Annotated in this window: 17 protein-coding genes; 14 read left to right on the top strand and 3 right to left on the bottom strand. The window is 36.0% G+C overall.

Annotated elements, in window-relative coordinates:
- Window positions 1-116 precede the first annotated feature (116 nt).
- Window positions 117-1454, bottom strand: coding sequence for a dihydroorotase (locus tag ACR1PO_RS21030; RefSeq protein ID WP_332388205.1), 1338 nt, complete (start codon window positions 1452-1454; stop codon window positions 117-119).
- Between the two features lie 101 nt (window positions 1455-1555).
- Between ACR1PO_RS21030 and ACR1PO_RS21025 the strand changes: the two genes are divergently transcribed.
- From ACR1PO_RS21025 to ACR1PO_RS20985, 9 genes are all read left to right on the top strand, one after another.
- Window positions 1556-2983 carry an oligosaccharide flippase family protein gene (locus tag ACR1PO_RS21025; protein ID WP_433988063.1) on the top strand — a complete coding sequence of 476 codons (1428 nt, stop codon included), beginning with the start codon at window positions 1556-1558 and terminating at the stop codon, window positions 2981-2983.
- Between the two features lie 151 nt (window positions 2984-3134).
- Window positions 3135-4151 carry a sugar phosphate nucleotidyltransferase gene (locus ACR1PO_RS21020; RefSeq protein ID WP_332388206.1) on the top strand — a complete coding sequence of 339 codons (1017 nt, stop codon included), beginning with the start codon at window positions 3135-3137 and terminating at the stop codon, window positions 4149-4151.
- A 105-nt stretch (window positions 4152-4256) separates the two neighbouring features.
- Window positions 4257-5108, top strand: a complete 852-nt coding sequence (gene lolB1 / locus ACR1PO_RS21015) for a lipoprotein insertase outer membrane protein LolB1 (RefSeq protein ID WP_332388207.1) — start codon at window positions 4257-4259, stop codon at window positions 5106-5108.
- Window positions 5105-6667 carry a murein hydrolase activator EnvC family protein gene (locus ACR1PO_RS21010; protein WP_433988062.1) on the top strand — a complete coding sequence of 521 codons (1563 nt, stop codon included), beginning with the start codon at window positions 5105-5107 and terminating at the stop codon, window positions 6665-6667. Before lolB1 ends, ACR1PO_RS21010 begins: the two co-directional genes overlap by 4 nt.
- A 31-nt stretch (window positions 6668-6698) precedes the next feature.
- The gene (locus tag ACR1PO_RS21005) at window positions 6699-6911 is read left to right on the top strand and encodes a Sec-independent protein translocase subunit TatA/TatB (protein WP_002981818.1); all 213 of its coding nucleotides are present in this window, start codon (window positions 6699-6701) and stop codon (window positions 6909-6911) included.
- A 14-nt stretch (window positions 6912-6925) separates the two neighbouring features.
- Window positions 6926-7540: a DUF4254 domain-containing protein gene (locus ACR1PO_RS21000; protein ID WP_332388209.1), complete on the top strand. Its 615-nt coding sequence runs from the start codon at window positions 6926-6928 to the stop codon at window positions 7538-7540.
- Window positions 7537-7995, top strand: coding sequence for a hypothetical protein (locus ACR1PO_RS20995; protein WP_002981820.1), 459 nt, complete (start codon window positions 7537-7539; stop codon window positions 7993-7995). The genes ACR1PO_RS21000 and ACR1PO_RS20995 overlap by 4 nt, the downstream gene beginning before the upstream one ends.
- A gap of 18 nt (window positions 7996-8013) precedes the next feature.
- Window positions 8014-8610 carry a GTP cyclohydrolase II gene (ribA, locus tag ACR1PO_RS20990; protein WP_374463224.1) on the top strand — a complete coding sequence of 199 codons (597 nt, stop codon included), beginning with the start codon at window positions 8014-8016 and terminating at the stop codon, window positions 8608-8610.
- Window positions 8611-8767: 157 nt separating this feature from the next.
- Window positions 8768-9715 (top strand): hypothetical protein, encoded by a 948-nt coding sequence (locus ACR1PO_RS20985; protein ID WP_433988061.1) that lies wholly within the window; start codon window positions 8768-8770, stop codon window positions 9713-9715.
- Between the two features lie 72 nt (window positions 9716-9787).
- Here the strand turns inward: ACR1PO_RS20985 and ACR1PO_RS20980 are convergent, their stop codons facing one another.
- Entirely contained in the window at window positions 9788-10336 is a 549-nt protein-coding gene (locus ACR1PO_RS20980; RefSeq protein ID WP_433988060.1) for a hypothetical protein, read from the bottom strand.
- Window positions 10337-10453: 117 nt separating this feature from the next.
- Between ACR1PO_RS20980 and ACR1PO_RS20975 the strand changes: the two genes are divergently transcribed.
- The 5 genes from ACR1PO_RS20975 to ACR1PO_RS20955 all read left to right on the top strand — a co-directional run bounded on the left by ACR1PO_RS20975 (window position 10454) and on the right by ACR1PO_RS20955 (window position 15445).
- Window positions 10454-12157 carry a glycoside hydrolase family 3 protein gene (locus tag ACR1PO_RS20975; RefSeq protein WP_433988059.1) on the top strand — a complete coding sequence of 568 codons (1704 nt, stop codon included), beginning with the start codon at window positions 10454-10456 and terminating at the stop codon, window positions 12155-12157.
- A gap of 25 nt (window positions 12158-12182) precedes the next feature.
- Entirely contained in the window at window positions 12183-13331 is a 1149-nt protein-coding gene (gene bshA, locus ACR1PO_RS20970) for an N-acetyl-alpha-D-glucosaminyl L-malate synthase BshA (RefSeq protein ID WP_332388214.1), read from the top strand.
- A 27-nt stretch (window positions 13332-13358) separates the two neighbouring features.
- A complete protein-coding gene (locus tag ACR1PO_RS20965; RefSeq protein WP_433988058.1) occupies window positions 13359-14615 on the top strand; it encodes a DUF2851 family protein in 1257 nt (418 codons plus the stop codon).
- A 92-nt stretch (window positions 14616-14707) separates the two neighbouring features.
- Window positions 14708-14929 carry a PspC family transcriptional regulator gene (locus ACR1PO_RS20960; protein ID WP_002981826.1) on the top strand — a complete coding sequence of 74 codons (222 nt, stop codon included), beginning with the start codon at window positions 14708-14710 and terminating at the stop codon, window positions 14927-14929.
- A gap of 3 nt (window positions 14930-14932) precedes the next feature.
- Window positions 14933-15445 carry a GNAT family N-acetyltransferase gene (locus ACR1PO_RS20955; RefSeq protein WP_433988057.1) on the top strand — a complete coding sequence of 171 codons (513 nt, stop codon included), beginning with the start codon at window positions 14933-14935 and terminating at the stop codon, window positions 15443-15445.
- A gap of 238 nt (window positions 15446-15683) precedes the next feature.
- On the opposite strand, the gene ACR1PO_RS20950 is transcribed toward ACR1PO_RS20955, so the two are convergent.
- Window positions 15684-16418 (bottom strand): SIMPL domain-containing protein, encoded by a 735-nt coding sequence (locus tag ACR1PO_RS20950; RefSeq protein WP_332388217.1) that lies wholly within the window; start codon window positions 16416-16418, stop codon window positions 15684-15686.
- Between the last annotated feature and the right edge of the window lie 22 nt (window positions 16419-16440).

Here is a 16440-nt window from a genome sequence, read left to right as displayed (position 1 = left end):
TGGAAGATTTAAAATAAAAGAGCGGGCTAAAGCCCGCTCCTATTGATTATTATAGTCTCTATTCATATAAAAGTAAAAGAGAATTTTGCGATTTACGATTTTGCCTTTTTACCTTATTAGTCCCTCGCTTCAAAAAGCAGCCTCTCTCCGAATTTATCCTCAGCAATTATACCATTGTCATACACCAGATGTCCGTTAACAAAAGTATGGGTAACTTTCGAATGGAAGTTTGTTCCTTCTAATGGGCTCCAGCCACATTTGTACAGTAAATTGTCTTTAGAAACCGTCCAGTCCTGATTTACATCTACCAAAACAAGATCTGCTTTATAACCTTCTCTTACAAAACCTCTTTTTTCGACTCTGAAAAGGATAGCAGGATTATGAGCCATCTTTTCAACGATTTTCTCAAGGGATATTTTACCGTTTTTATAGTTCTCAAGCATTACAACCAGTGAATGCTGTACCAGAGGTGCTCCTGATGGACATTTTGTGTATACATTATTCTTTTCCTCTGCCGTATGCGGAGCATGGTCTGTAGCGATAACATCGATTCTGTCATCTAATAATGCTTCCCAAAGGGCCTCTTTATCTTTCTGAGTTTTTACTGCCGGATTCCATTTGATAAGTCCTCCTTTTGTTTCGTAATCCTCGTTGGTAAAAGTCAGGTGGTGCACACAAACCTCAGCAGTGATCTTTTTATCTTTTAAAGGAATATCATTTCGGAAAAGCTCCATTTCTTTTGCTGTCGAAAGGTGGAAAACGTGAAGTCTCGCTCCTGTTTTTTTCGCAAGTTCAATGGCTTTGGATGAAGATTTATAGCATGCTTCTTCACTTCTGATCAGATGGTGGAATTTTACCGGAATATCATCCCCATATTCATCCCTATATTTCTGAGTATTGGCTCTGATGGTAGCTTCATCTTCACAGTGAACAGCAATCAGCATTTTGGTATTGCTGAAAATATTTTCCAGCGTTTCCGGATTATCGACAAGCATATTTCCTGTAGATGAACCTAAAAACAACTTGATTCCCGGAACATTTCTGGGGTTTGTTTTCAAAACTTCCTCCAGATTATCGTTAGTTCCTCCCATCATAAAACCATAGTTGGCATATGCTTTTTGGGAAGCAATTTCATATTTATCTGCTAATAATTCCTGAGTAACAGCATTTGGAACTGTATTCGGCTGATCGATAAAACTCGTTACCCCACCTGCAATGGCAGCTCGCGATTCACTTTCAATATCTCCTTTATGAGTAAGGCCGGGTTCACGGAAATGTACCTGGTCATCAATGACTCCGGGAAGAAGATATTTACCTGAACCGTCAATGATCTGATCTGCTTCTTCAGAAATACCAACTGCTATTTTAGAGATTAAATCATTTTCTATTAAGATATCACTTTCAAAAATTTTTCCCTCGTTTACGATATTTACATTTTTTATAAGAACTTTCATTTCAATTTATTTCCCTGTAAAATTAAGATTTTAAGTTTTAATTCACTCCAAAATCGCAAAACGAATGCTTAAAGTTTTACATTTGCAAAAAAAATTCGGCTTTGTATAAGAAACTATTAGGACAGACAATCATCTACGGAGTGGGAGCAATAGCGCCAAGGATTATTCTATTCATCCTTAATCCACTTTTGATCTATAAGATTCCCAATGAAGGTTTTGCGATTTTTACGCAGCTGTATGCATGGATCTCATTTGTTAACATTATCCTTTCTTTTGGTTTTGAAACAGCGTATTTCAGATTTTCAGCCGAAGAGGATAACGAAAAAAAGACTTTCAATACTTCGTTCTGGTTTTTATTTTCAACTTCCACTATTTTTCTGGCATTGTGTTATTTATTCAACCAGCCCATTGCAGATTATGCAGGATATCACAACAATCCTGAATACATCAGATGGTTTGCGCTGATTGCCTTTTTTGACAATTTACTGGTCATCCCTTTTGCGTGGCTGCGTTTTCATAATAAACCTATCAAATACTCTGCAGTAAGAATTGTTCAGTCTATATTTCAGGCCGTTTTTACCGCCGCATTATTTTTCTGGATCCCGGAAAATATATCAAAAAGTATAGGACTGGATCAAAATGTAGACTATCCATTCTTCAGTAATCTCGCAGGAAGTGCACTTGGTTTTTTATTATTGTTCCCTATTATATTAAAGGTAAGGTTCCAGTTTGTGACTTCTCTATTCGGGCGAATGATCAAATACTCCTTCCCTCTTATGCTGGCAGGTCTTGCCTTCATGGTGAATGAAAATTTTGACAAATCTATTCAGAGGAATCATATTTCAGATGAAGAAGCAGGGGCTTACGGCGGCTGCTATAAGCTGGCTGTACTGATGACATTATTTGTTACCGCTTACCGAATGGGAATTGAGCCCTTCTTTTTTAAACAGATGGATAAAGGCGATGCTAAAAAGACTTATGCCAATGTAGCTGAATATTTTGCTTTTTTTGCATGTGCCGTTGCTTTAGGGATCATTGCCAATATATCCTGGCTGAAAGCCGTCTTTATTCCTAATAAATCCTACTGGATCGCTATAGATATCATCCCGATTATCGTCATTGCCAACCTTTGCTTCGGAATATATTATAACTTTTCAACCTGGTATAAAGTAACGGACAGAACCAGTATGGGAACTGTTATTTCATGGCTTGGGGCAGGAATTAATATTGCTCTCAACCTGATAGCGCTGAATTACTATCACAGCATGATCGGTTCTGCATGGGCTACTTTCGGAGCTTATGTTATTATGATGATTGTTTCTTATCTGCTGGGCCAGAAGTACTACCCTATTCCTTACAGAATGAAAAAAATGTCTTTCTTTCTGATACTGCTTGGAATTTTTAGCTTTATCATTGTAAAGTATCTCAACTATAATATTCTGACAAGTAATCTGCTGTTTCTGATCTTTACCGGAATTTTGATTTATTCTGAGAAAAACCTTATTTTATCAAGAATCAGGAAGAATTAAACTTTGGTCTTTATTTTGCTTGTAAACAAACCTATTGTTAATTTAAACAAATATTTAAAAAGATATAAATTATACCACATCAAATGTTTTAATGATTATCTTTAGCCTTAATATAAAACAACTAATAAAACATCTTTTATACATATAATTTATGAAAATTATTGTCCCTATGGCTGGACGTGGTTCCAGATTACGTCCACATACCCTGACAGTTCCAAAACCTCTTATTCCTATTGCAGGAAAACCTATCGTACAGAGATTGGTGGAAGATATTGCCAAAGTTGCAGGAGAAAACATTGAAGAGGTAGCTTTTATCATCGGAGATTTTGGCTCTGAGATCGAAAGATCCCTTATTCAGATTGCTGAAAAGCTGGGAGCAAAGGGTAGTATTTATTATCAGAATGATCCTCTTGGAACCGCTCACGCCATCAAATGTGCTGAGCAGTCTATGCAGGGAGATGTCGTTATTGCTTTTGCAGATACGCTTTTCCGTGCAGATTTCCAGCTGGACAAAAATTCTGACGGTGTAATCTGGGTGAAAAGTGTTGAAGATCCATCTGCTTTCGGAGTAGTAAAACTGGATAATTACGGTTTCATTACCGACTTTGTTGAAAAGCCCCAGACTTTTGTTTCAGATCTTGCCATCATCGGTATTTATTATTTCAACAGTGCTGAAAAACTGATGGATGAGATCAATTATATCATGGATAATGATATTAAAAACGGAGGCGAATATCAGTTAACAACCGCTCTTGAAAACCTCAGATCCAAAGGCGCTAAGTTTACCCTTGGAAAAGTAAACGACTGGATGGATTGCGGTAACAAAAATGCTACAGTAGAAACCAACAGCAAAATCCTTGAATATGAAAGAGAAGCAATGACTCATTATCCTGCTTCTGCTGTGATTGAAAATTCTTTGATCATTCAGCCTTGCTTTATTGGAGAAAATGTAAAAATCTCCAATTCAAAAGTGGGACCTGGTGTTTCTTTAGGAAACAACACTACCGTTGTCAATTCCAATATTGAAAACTCCCTGATTCAGGAAAACACAAGAATCAATCATGGAAACCTATCCAACTCTATGATCGGTAACTCTGCACAGTATTTCGGAGTTGCCAGAGAAATTTCATTAGGTGATTATTCCGTTTTAGATTTTTTATCTAAATAAGAATCAAAAATATTTAACTTATACAGTTTATCATCAAGCCACACAAAATCTTTTGTGTGGTTTGGCGTTAATATTGCAACGTATTTTTTAATTAAAGATAAATACATGAAAAACTGGATCCCTTTTCTTTTATTGCTTCTTGCCTTATCATCCTGTAAGACCCGTACTGCTGCTCAAAATGATACAGATCGTACACGGGACAGCATTAATGCTGCAAAAGATAAAGATAGTGGAAATCCAAAAGATGCCAATGAACCGGTGAGAGATAAGCTCACTTTTTATGAGCATGTATTGATTCCGCCAAAATTTGAACAAATCAAAATAGACAGCAAAGTAAAGGTAGAAACGGGAAGCTATGTTCCGACGCTGGATGCAACCGTCTATATTGAAAAGGATAAAAAGGTATGGATGAATCTTAGAGCTTTGTTTATCAATGCTGCAAGAGGCATTGCCACTCCAGAAGGAATAAAAGGACAGGATAAAATCAATAAAACTTATATAGATTCCGATTTTGATTATCTCAATAATTTACTGAATGTCAATTTCATTGACTACAAATCATTGGAAAAAATCTTACTGGGAAGAACTTTTGTAAAGATCAACGACAGACAGTTTGACCTCACCCAAAATGCACAGGGTTTTAAAATGGTTTCCAATACCAATCAGAAAATTGTAACGGATGAAAAAAACAGAGAGTATAAAGTAGCTCTTCAGTATGATACCAATTACGATTTATTAAGTGTAAATTTAAAAGATATTCTGTCCTCTGACGAGCTGGAAATTTCTTATAGTGACTGGAATGAATATGAAGGAATCCGCCTTCCGAAAAATGTTAAAATAATTATAAAAGGCTCAAAATCTAGTCAGATTTTACTGGAAAATACGAAATTTGACTTTTCGAGGATGGAAACACCTTATTCTGTACCATCCAGTTATAAGAAAATTGAGATTAAATGATTAAAAAATTTAGCTTTTTAATAGGTGTTTTGATGTTCGGACTGCACCATGGACAGCAGACCAAAGAACAGCTGCAGAAGCAGAATGCCGAACTTAAAAAACAAATTGCACAAATAAATACCGATTTAGCCAAAACCAGAAGTGAATCTAAACTTTCCGTAGCTTACCTTTCCAGTGTCAACCAAAAATTGGTTTTAAGAGAAAAGGTGTATAATAACACGCAGAAAGAAAAAAGATTCATTGAGGATGATATCTATTTACGCCAGCTGGAAATCAACCGTCAGAATAAAGAACTGGCCGTTTTGAGAAAAAATTACGCTGAAGTTTTGGTAAATGCTTATAAAAATAAAGGAGTACAGAACAAAGTAACTTTTATTCTTTCTGCTAAAAATTTAGGAGAAGCGATACGAAGAGTTCAGTACCTGAAACAATACTCAGATTACCAGGATAAAAAAGCAGCTGAAATCACAGATGCTGCCAATCTCATCAAAAAGACCATCGCACAAAAACAAAATTCTGTAAAAGCGAAGGAATCCCTTTTGATCAACCAACAGAAAGATCTGGCGACCATCAATGCTGAAAGAGCCCAAAAAGAACAGTTAGTAGCCGAATTCAAGAAAAACGAATCCAAGCTGACTGCAGAACTTAAGCAAAAACAGGTTCAGTCTAAAGCATTGGAGGGACAGATCAGGGCTATTATTGCTGAAGAAATAAGAATCGCTAAAGCAGAAGAAGAAGCCAGAAAGAAAGCAGAAGCAGAAAAAATACGTCTGGCAAAGCTGGCTGCTGAAAGAGAGAAAGCAAGAATTGAAGCAGAGGCTAAAGCAAGAGCAGAAGCTCTGGAAAGAGAAAGAAGACTAGCAGAAGCAGAAGCCAAAAGAGCTGCAGATCTTGCCGCAAAAAGAGCAGAAGAAGAAAGAAAACGTAATGAAGAAGCTGCAAAAGCAGAAGCCAATGCAAGAGATGAAGCAAGAAGAGTAGCTGCTAAAAAAGCTTCGGATGAAGCTAATGCAAGAGCTAAGGAAGCAGCAGATAAACTGGCAGCAGCAAGAGCAGCAGAAGCAGCACTTACCAAGAGAAAAGAAGACGAGAAAAAGGCAGCTGAAACAAAAGCTATGACAAGCTACGGAGTTTCTACTGCAACGGGAAGCAGTTTTGCAGACAACAGGGGAAGACTTGGTTATCCTGCAGACAGAGCCGGACAGATCACCCACCGTTTCGGAAGACAGCCGCACCCGGTTTTCAAAAATATTACAGAAGAAAATAACGGGATTAAAATTTCCGTCCCGTCAGGTACACGTGCAAAATCAGTGTTCCCGGGATCAGTATCTTCGGTACTGGCTAACAATGACGGAACAAAGACTGTTATTATCAAACACGGCAGCTATTTTACTATTTATTCCAACTTAGGAAATGTAAGTGTTTCAAAAGGACAGCAGGTTTCTTCAGGAACTCCTGTAGGGACAATAGCTCAGGATTTTGATGGCGCCTATACCCTTGATTTCCAAGTATGGAACGGAAGTACACCGGTTGATCCGTTAGGTTGGATTTCATATTAAAAAAAGTGTACCTTTGTAGAAATTTTAAGAGATGAATACATTAACAATACTTGCCTTATCTTGGCAGCATATCCTTATCGTTGCAATCATTTTAGTATTGCTTTTTGGAGGAAAGAAAATTCCGGAATTAATGAGAGGAGTAGGTTCAGGAATCAAGGAATTTAAAGATGCAGTAAAAGAAGAAGACAAACCAGGTTCTGAAAATAAATCGGCTTCCAACAATAACAATTCTTCAAGCAACTAAATTCCTTAGAATTAATGAAATTTACTGAGACTGCATGGAAAGTCTTCAATCAAGCCATTGAAGACTATCACGTGTCTGATGACGTTAACACTCTAATTAATAACCCGTTCGAAAAAGATAGTTTGGAACGGATTTTGTATGCAAAGAACTGGATTGATACCGTTCAATGGCATTTGGAAGATATAATTAGAGATGAAAATATTGATCCGGCTGAAGCTCTTCAACTCAAGAGAACGATAGACGCCTCCAATCAGAAAAGAACTGATCTGGTAGAATATATTGATGGCTGGTTCCTTAATAAGTTTGAAAATATAACTCCTAAACCGGAAGCAAAAATAAATACGGAAACTCCCGCTTGGGCAGTAGACAGGCTCTCCATTCTTGCATTAAAGGTTTATCATATGTCGTTAGAAGCTAACAGAGAATCCGCTTCTGAAGAACACAGAAACAGCTGCCAGGCTAAACTGGATGTTCTGCTTACTCAGAAAGAGGATTTATCAACTTCTATAGATCAGTTGCTTGCTGATATTGAAAACGGTAACGTTAAGATGAAAGTGTACAAACAAATGAAAATGTACAATGATGAAAGTCTTAACCCAATCCTTTATCAAAAAGGGCAACAAAAATGAAACGACTATTTTTCTTTGGAGTACTTATCATATTAACATCTTCCTGTGCAACGGAAAAACTTAATCTTTCTCCGTTGTCAAGTAATTTTTATAGCGATGCAAAAGGTTCTGATTCCGATAGAGGCTCAAAGAAGAATTTCAATATCAATATAAAACAGAATGTAAATGCTTCTGAAATTTCAAATATGATCTCCACTTTTCCCAAGTTTAAAAACAACGGATTAAATGATGAGATTACAAGCATGAAATACAGCCTTCAGAATTATTTATATGCTATTGATGCCAGCAATTCTGCAGGAAAGAGCAGAGCCTTGAAAAGCTTCGAAAAATCATACAAAAAAATACAGAAGCTAAGGCAGAATCTTGACAGAGATGAAGATGAAGTTCTTAACAGATATCTCGTTCGTTTAAAAACCAATGTTTCTGTTATTGAAGATACTTTGCCAGGAAGTTAAAAACTAATTGAACTATCAATGATTAAAATTCAGGCGGAAGCCAATGTTCCTACAGAGCACGGTACTTTCCGAATGATAGCTTTCTCCGAAAACGAAAATGACTGGATGCCTCATATGGCCATTGTTGCAGAAAACACAGATTTCTCAAAGCCTGTCAATGTTCGTTTCCACTCAGAATGTATTACCGGAGAAGTTTTCCATTCAAAAAAATGTGAATGCGGCCAGCAATTGGATGCTGCAATGAAATATATCCATGAAAACGGTGGAATTATCATCTACCTTCGCCAGGAAGGCAGAAACATCGGGATCATCAACAAGCTGAAAGCTTACTCACTACAGGAAAAAGGATTGGATACCGTACAGGCCAATCTTCAGCTGGGTCTTCCTGCAGACGACAGAAACTTTGGCGTAGCCATTGAAATTCTTAATCTGCTGGATGTAAAAGACATCAATCTTTTGACCAATAACCCTGAAAAGGTAAAGTATGTGGTTGACAGCAATATTCACCTTAATTCAAGAGTACCGCTACAGATTCCTGCCAACGAAATAAGCAAAGGATATCTGCAGACAAAAAAAGACTTCTTTGGACATCTTCTGGATGACAATGATAACTAATTTTATAAAGTAAATATTAAAAAGCTCCAAAAAATATATATTTTTTGGAGCTTTTTAATTATGGAAATTAATAAAAACATTTTTAATTATTCAATAATTCACAATATAGTGTATTTTTTATAAGTTAAATTATCTTTGCACAGAAAATTATTCAACTATGAAAAAAACATTATTCGTTGTTTCTTCACTATTTTTCATTGCTTGTGCAAATAGCAATGATTTAATTTATTCTCAGGATGAAAGTTCAATTCCAAAAAACACTACTGAATTTTCATTGATGTCTAAAAATATGTTAGCTAAGAATGCTACCGAATCAGTTATAATGGATTTATCTTTTACTACTGGTGTCATAAACGAAAATGGGGGATGCTCTTTTACAGATTTAATAAGTCCACAAGGGAGTTATTTTACTTCAACAAAATGTTACGGACCAAACCCAATAGAACAAAATGGCTACCAAATAAGAGGGTATGGGAAGCCACGCCGAAGACCATCTTATAATACTAGTTATTATTGGCATGGTGTCATGCTTAAAGCTGAAAATCGAGGGAAGACAATAATTTCTAGAGGTGAATCAGTACTAGTAAATGACCCAATATCAAATGCAATTTCAATAGAGCAATATTTTGAGCCAAATAAAACTTATGAGATTATTGTAACTACTAATGTAGAGGATTATATATATACTACTAAAAACAACAATCGAGAAAACAGATTAGATGACGACCTATTTAATATTGATAAAAGTGAAGCAGCTCCAACTTTAGCATTGGAATTAGCAGATTCACCGCAAATACCAGGAGATGACCCTTGTGCCATAAGACCAAATGTTGGAAATGGATTCGCTTCTGCCAACTATTATAAAAAACAAAAAACTGAGAAAACTACTCAGTGGACTAATGAAGATAAAACTTATACTTTTTATTTCTCTACAACTGAGCCTAAGAATAGTCTTAAAATTTACTATTTACCAGAACAATCATCAATAGTTCCAGCTACCCATGTTCCACAAAGCGCATTTTGGCTAGACATAAGAAATGTAAAAATAATACAAAAACCATACGACGCTGCTTATTATATTAAAGGCGGCGGTTTTAGAAACTAAAAAATCAAAAGCCCCGGAAGATATTTCTCCCGGGACTTTTTTAATTATAAAAAACTGAAAAGATATTCTGAATTATTTAGCCTTGATTTTAGACTCGTCAATATTGTAATATTTGATTACACTCTTATAATCGTTATAATCTACAGAAGCGCCTTTAGCCATTTTTGCACCACCTGTTCCTGTACTGTTTGCAGGTAGAATCAGGACTCTGAATTTTTTGTTCTGATAATACGATGGATTAGCTGTCAAACTGAAAGTACTGGTAGAATTAATATTAATCATAGCTGCATACTTACTGAATTCATAAATATAGTCTACGGCATCATTAGTTGCATTCCCTACATAATAAGTATATGGCAGAAGCTTCCAGACAGGAGCATCTCCGTCAGTTCCAATCTGCATATAAATAAGCACCATATCAGATTGTACTAATGGCTTGTTAAAGTCATCACTCCATCTATAAAGGTTGTCGTTAACTCTGGTAAAAGTTGGGCTAATATCAAATGACTGGCTTATTGTATCATAATCTGTTCCCTGTACTACAGTGTCATCACTATTATCACAGCTATAAGCTGTAAAACCTACAGCGCCCAGGAATAAGAAGAGAAGTATTTTTTTCATTTCTATTAAAGTTTAGTAAATTATTTATATTGCGTATTCAAATCATATACCAAAAATTTCGAAAACTTTGTTTTCATCATTTTTTTAATTGTATTTTTGTTCTTATTCAAAAAAGTCATGAAGAAATTAATATATACTTCACTCTTTATTGTTGCATTGATAAGTCCTAAAGCTAAGGCGCAGTATCAGCCTAAAAATGCATCCAAGGAAGATTTGAAAAAGGCTCAGCAATGGGTTGATAAAACTTACAAAAATCTTTCTCAGGATGAAAAACTTGGACAGCTTTTTATTGTTGCACTGTATACCAATAAAGGAGAAGACTATATCAGCCAGGTAAGAAATATTGTTACCAATGATAAAATAGGAGGCCTGATTTTAATGCAGGATGATGCCGCAAGGGAAATCGGTCTGGTGAATGAATTCCAGCAAAAATCTAAAGTTCCTCTGATGATTGGTATGGATGCGGAATGGGGATTGTATCAGAGAATTGCAACGGCTCACAAATTTCCATGGGCAATGACGTTAGGTGCCATCCAGGATAAAAATCTTGTCTATCAGATGGCTGCAAAAATTGCTGAAGATTGTCACAGGATGGGAATCAACTGGGATTTTGCTCCTGTAGTAGATGTCAATACCAACCCTGATAATCCGATTATCGGTAACAGGAGTTTCGGATCTGAAGTGAGCAATGTAATCAGCTCTGCTCTATCCTATTCCAACGGTCTTCAGGATAACAATATATTAGCTGCTATCAAACATTTCCCGGGCCATGGGGACACCAGCACAGATTCCCATCTTGATCTTCCTGTAGTTTCCCATAACATTGACAGACTTAATACAGTAGAGCTGGCACCATTCAAAGCTTTGATGGACAAAGGAATTGGCGGTGTAATGGTTGCTCATTTATACGTTCCGAATTTAGAATCAGGAAAAGGGATTCCGGCTTCTGTTTCCAAAAATATTATTACCGGTTTACTTAAAGATAAGCTGGGCTATAAAGGCTTAATCATTACAGATGCATTAAATATGGGCGCTGTAGCCAACAAATATAAACCAGGCGAACTGGATGCTATGGCCTTTAAAGCAGGAAATGACATCATGCTTTTCTCACAAGGGGTCTCCGAAGGCAAAAAATTAATTCAGAAAGCTATAGATAAAGGTGAGATACCTCAATCCAGAGTAGAGGAAAGTGTGAAAAAGATCTTACTGACCAAGTATTTCCTTGGTCTGACTCAATATACCCCTAAAAATCCGGAAAACATCAATGCAGATCTTAATAATAATTCTCATACCCAATTGGTACAGAACCTTTATTCCAATGCTTTGACTTTATTAAAGGATGAAAAGAAATTACTGCCTCTTACCGGGAAACAAATATATTACGTTCCTCTGGAAGAAGCTCCTTACCAGACTTTTGCCAACAGGTTAGGGAATAATGTGATTATCAAAAAAGCTGGAGAGATTAAGACTATTCCAGCGGGTTCTACAGTAATCGTAGGTTTCCATAAAGATAATTCAACAGCTTATAAGCCTTATAAAATTTCATCAGAATCTAAGAAAGTACTTTCTGATCTTACTCAAAATCAAAATGTAATTCTGAATGTTTTCGGAAGCGCTTATGCATTGAAGGATATTGATATTTCAAAAGTTTCAACGGTTCTTGTCTCTTATGAAAACAATGATGATTCTATGAATGCAACTGCCGATGCTTTAAATGGGAAAACAAAAATATGGGGAAAACTTCCGGTACTGGTTAATGACCGGTTAAAACCAGGAATAGGCATAGAGCTTAATGCAGCAACTTCCGCAAACACCAAATAATACAATATCAAACAACAATAATCTAATGAAAATAGGCATACTTTGCTATCCGACATATGGAGGAAGCGGAATTGTAGCAACAGAATTAGGAATGTCCCTTGCCAATAAAGGATATGAAGTACATTTCATCAGTTCTGCACTTCCTGCAAGATTAGACATCACCAACCCGAATATTTTCTTTCACAGGGTAAATGTTCAGACCTATCCGCTTTTCCAGTATCAGCCTTATGATATTGCGCTGAGTTCGATGATCTACAGGGTTGTCAATCTTTATAAACTGGATCTTCTGCACGCACATTATGCTATTCCTTACGCATATGCCGCATTTACGGCAAAACAAATGCTTAAGGAAGACAATAATGACATTCCTTTGGTAACGACCTTGCACGGAACAGATATAACTCTTGTTGGCCAGCACCCAAGTTATAAGCATGCTGTAGAATTTTCGATCAATCAGTCTGATGCGATTACTTCAGTTTCTGAAAGCCTGAAAAAAGATACTCTTCAGTTTTTTAATATCAAAAAAGAAATTCAGGTGATTACCAATTTTATTGACAATTCTGAATTTGATGACTGTACTGAATGCCAGAGGACACAGTTTGCCAATCCTGATGAAAAAATTCTGATCCATGTATCTAACCTCCGTCCTGTAAAGCGTGTGGACGAAGTACTTCAGATCTTTAAAAATGTGGAGAAAAAGGTAAAATCCAAACTAATCATTATTGGTGAAGGGCCTGATATGGAAAAGGTCAATCAGTTCCTGGAGGAAAACCCGGAGCTTATTTCCAAAATCCGTCTTTTAGGAAAAGTAAATGATCTTTATAAAATCCTACAACTTTCAGATGTATTTTTACTTCCTTCCGAGCAGGAAAGCTTCGGTCTTGCAGCGTTGGAAGCCATGGCAGCTTATACTCCGGTAATCAGCTCTAACGCTGGAGGAATTCCTGAAGTGAACATTCAGGGAGAAACGGGATATCTGGCTGAAATCGGAAATGTGGAAGCCATGAGCAATTATACCATCAAGCTGTTGAGCAATGATGAGCTTTTAGCCAAAATGAAGCAAAATGCGAAAGATCAGGCGATAAAATTCGATTTGAAAAACATTCTTCCTATCTATGAGAAAATGTATAGAACAACCATCGAAAATTTTAATAAGGAGCTGACGAAAGTATAATATTTCTATTATATTTACGTCACACTTATGACGGAAAAACTACTTCAATATCTTTGGAACTATAAGGTTTTCAAAAATTTTGACTTCAAGGATATTGAAGGAAATTCCGTTGAGATTATCCATTCCGGAAAATGGAATAAAAATGCCGGCCCTGATTTTCTTGATGCCCAAATCAGGATCAACGGATTACTTCTCGCAGGAAATACAGAACTGCATGTCCGTTCCTCAGACTGGATTTTTCACAATCATTCACAGGACCCCAATTATCAGAATGTCATTCTTCATGTTGTTTTTCAGCACGACATGGAAATTCATGAACATACCGGAAAGCATATTCCCACTTTGGAACTTAAAAATTATATTGATGAAAATATCCTGTGGAAGTATGAAAAACTTATTAACGGAGATGAATTTATTCCCTGTGAAAAAATCTTTGATCCGAAAAAAATCCCGGTCAACTTTCATGAAGAGAATATTCTGCAAAAGCTGGATGAGAAATCCTCTGAGCTTGAGCAAAGCTTAGATCAATACAAAAATAATTTTGAGGCTATTTTATTCCACAGCTTTGCCTATTCATTTGGCTTAAAAGTAAATGCTCATATTTTCCGGCAAATGGCAGAAAGTATCGATTACAGTATTATTAATAAAATCCGTCAGAACCCGCTTCAGCTTGAAGCCTTGTTATTCGGAATTTCCGGGTGGCTTGAGGATCCTCAGGATGGTCAGATGAAAATATGGAAAAGAGAATTTAATTTTATTAAAGCCAAGTTTTCTATCTCTGATTTAAAATTTCATCCGAAATTTTTAAGATTAAGACCTCCCAATTTCCCTACAATCCGTTTGTCACAATTAGCAGATCTGTATACACATCAGAATTTATTTTCAAAGATTATGGAAGCTAACAATACAGATCAGCTATATGCTGTTTTCAAATCTGTAAAAGCTTCAGAATATTGGGATTTTCATTTCAATTTCGGAAGTATTGCCAAAGTGCAGTCTAAAACATTGAGTAAAGATTTTGTTGATCTTCTTATTCTGAACACTGTACTCCCTTTAAAGTATACTTATCATAAATATCATCATGAAGAAACTGCGGATGAAATCACTGAACTGTACAGAACTATTTCTGCTGAGAAAAATATTATTATTACAGGGTGGAAAAAGCTTGGATTAAATATAACCAATGCCTTGGAAAGTCAAAGTCTGATTTATCATCACAAAACCTATTGTGAATCCAAAAACTGTCTGGCCTGCAGTATCGGATTTAAACTTTTAAAAGAATAACCTTAGCTGGACAGTTTTTTCATCAAAATCTTTGTCAGAAAAATTTCTTACCTTGCAGTATTAGATTTAAACTTTTAAATAACAATCTGAAAATGCTGAGTAATATCCGTCATAAAATGGAAAGAGAATGGTTCGGTGTACTGACAAGAATGGGGGCCAAGCTGGGAATTCCTGTTTCTAAACTGAGGGTTTTCTTCATCTACTCTACTTTTGCTACCGCCGGTTTTTTCTTTCTGATTTATCTGGGATTGGCATTCACCCTTTGGATTAAAGATATTTTCATCACCAGAAGACCCAGTGTCTTTGATTTATAAATTATGGAATTTTTACCGATTACTTCTGCTGAAGACCCAAGAGTTCAGGAAATCTATGCTTCTTACACAGCCACTTTTCCTGTAGATGAACAAAGAGATAAGGAACAGTTTATGGGCTTGTTTTCAAATCCATATGTAAAATTCATGTCTGTGATTCATGAATCGGAAGCTGTTGGATACCTCATCCTTTGGGAATTGAGTTCTTTTGCTTTTGTGGAACATTTTGAAGTTTTTGAAGCATTCAGAAGTAAAAAGCTGGGCTCTCATATAATGAATCACTTATCAGAAAATTATCCAAGCATTATCCTGGAAATTGAACCTGCAGAGTTAAGTGAAGACGCCTCAAGACGATATTCTTTTTATCAGAGAAATAATTTCAGCCTGATAGATACCACTCATATACAGCCTAGTTATGGTGAAGGAAAAAAATCTTTGAACTTATGGCTGCTTGCTAGCTACACACCTGAAAATATAGAGGACGCTAAAAAAGAAATTCATAAAATTATTTATGCTTAAATATAACGCCGGAATTGTTTTTCCGGCATTTTTCTTTTATGTTTTTTAACCACAAAAGGCATAAAAGGTTTTAAACACTTTAGTTTTTTAGAGCAAAAATTTATGCATAATGAGTACCCCAAAGTTTTGTGAAAATCTTTGATTTTCATCTTATGGGGCCTATCATTTTAACCTTGTTTTAAAAGGAATGCTTTTGTGACTTTTGCGGTTGTATAAAATTCAATAGATAACTTTGCTGTTAATTTACTTCGTATTCCAGTTTTATTGTAATACTGGCTTCTTTTTCTTTGGATGAAGTATTGAAAGTTCCTCCGTAAGAATAATCTTCATTGGAGTTAGGTGCTGTAATCTGGATCACTCCCATGGTTGCTTTCTTCAGATTTCCCAGGCTGCTCCCGGAATTTTCTGCGATTTTTTCAGCACGTTCTTTTGCATCCTTAGTTGCACTGGCGATCATTTCCTGTTTTACAGTTGCCAGTTTGGTATAGAAATAAGCCGGAGAAGAAGATGTGAATTCAATCCCACGGTTGATGATTTCGGTAATATTTCTGGATAAGTTTTCTATTTTACCAACTTCTTTACTTTCAATAGAAACTTTTTGGGTAAGGTTATAGCCGGAGAATTCTCCCTGTACATAATTTCCGTTTGAATCATTATAGCTTCTGAACTGTTTTTGAATATCTACGGAAGAAAATACGATCTCTTTTTGCGGTATCCCTTTCGAAAGCAGATAATCATTGATAACCTTTCTGTCTGTTGCCAGTTCATCATAAGCAGATTTCAGATCTACATTATTCTTGGAAAAACTCCCTGACCAAGTAATGAGATCTGAAGTAAATTGTTTTGTTCCTAAACCTGTTACAGAAATTGTGTTTTCGGATTTATTTCTGTTCTTAATGGCATTTCCTAAAAAACCGAGGCCAATGACAAAACCAAGCGCTGCAATAGCTACGGCAAGAATATTTTTATTCATAAAATTTGTGAATTTAGTTGGT

The organism is Chryseobacterium amylolyticum, from assembly GCF_051011775.1.
Lineage (GTDB): Bacteria > Bacteroidota > Bacteroidia > Flavobacteriales > Weeksellaceae > Chryseobacterium.
The sequence above is the reverse complement of the archived record's forward strand: the minus strand, read 5'-3'. Positions and strand labels throughout refer to the sequence as shown.

Bases quoted from the DNA above. Each gene is read 5' to 3' on its own strand.
- ACR1PO_RS21030 (WP_332388205.1), bottom strand. From the start codon at position 1,454: ATGAAAGTTCTTATAAAAAATGTAAATATCGTAAACGAGGGAAAAATT.
- ACR1PO_RS21020 (WP_332388206.1), top strand. From the start codon at position 3,135: ATGAAAATTATTGTCCCTATGGCTGGACGTGGTTCCAGATTACGTCCA.
- lolB1 (WP_332388207.1), top strand. From the start codon at position 4,257: ATGAAAAACTGGATCCCTTTTCTTTTATTGCTTCTTGCCTTATCATCC.
- ACR1PO_RS21010 (WP_433988062.1), top strand. From the start codon at position 5,105: ATGATTAAAAAATTTAGCTTTTTAATAGGTGTTTTGATGTTCGGACTG.
- ACR1PO_RS21005 (WP_002981818.1), top strand. From the start codon at position 6,699: ATGAATACATTAACAATACTTGCCTTATCTTGGCAGCATATCCTTATC.
- ACR1PO_RS21000 (WP_332388209.1), top strand. From the start codon at position 6,926: ATGAAATTTACTGAGACTGCATGGAAAGTCTTCAATCAAGCCATTGAA.
- ACR1PO_RS20995 (WP_002981820.1), top strand. From the start codon at position 7,537: ATGAAACGACTATTTTTCTTTGGAGTACTTATCATATTAACATCTTCC.
- ribA (WP_374463224.1), top strand. From the start codon at position 8,014: ATGATTAAAATTCAGGCGGAAGCCAATGTTCCTACAGAGCACGGTACT.
- ACR1PO_RS20985 (WP_433988061.1), top strand. From the start codon at position 8,768: ATGAAAAAAACATTATTCGTTGTTTCTTCACTATTTTTCATTGCTTGT.
- ACR1PO_RS20980 (WP_433988060.1), bottom strand. From the start codon at position 10,336: ATGAAAAAAATACTTCTCTTCTTATTCCTGGGCGCTGTAGGTTTTACA.
- ACR1PO_RS20975 (WP_433988059.1), top strand. From the start codon at position 10,454: ATGAAGAAATTAATATATACTTCACTCTTTATTGTTGCATTGATAAGT.
- bshA (WP_332388214.1), top strand. From the start codon at position 12,183: ATGAAAATAGGCATACTTTGCTATCCGACATATGGAGGAAGCGGAATT.
- ACR1PO_RS20965 (WP_433988058.1), top strand. From the start codon at position 13,359: ATGACGGAAAAACTACTTCAATATCTTTGGAACTATAAGGTTTTCAAA.
- ACR1PO_RS20960 (WP_002981826.1), top strand. From the start codon at position 14,708: ATGCTGAGTAATATCCGTCATAAAATGGAAAGAGAATGGTTCGGTGTA.
- ACR1PO_RS20955 (WP_433988057.1), top strand. From the start codon at position 14,933: ATGGAATTTTTACCGATTACTTCTGCTGAAGACCCAAGAGTTCAGGAA.
- ACR1PO_RS20950 (WP_332388217.1), bottom strand. From the start codon at position 16,418: ATGAATAAAAATATTCTTGCCGTAGCTATTGCAGCGCTTGGTTTTGTC.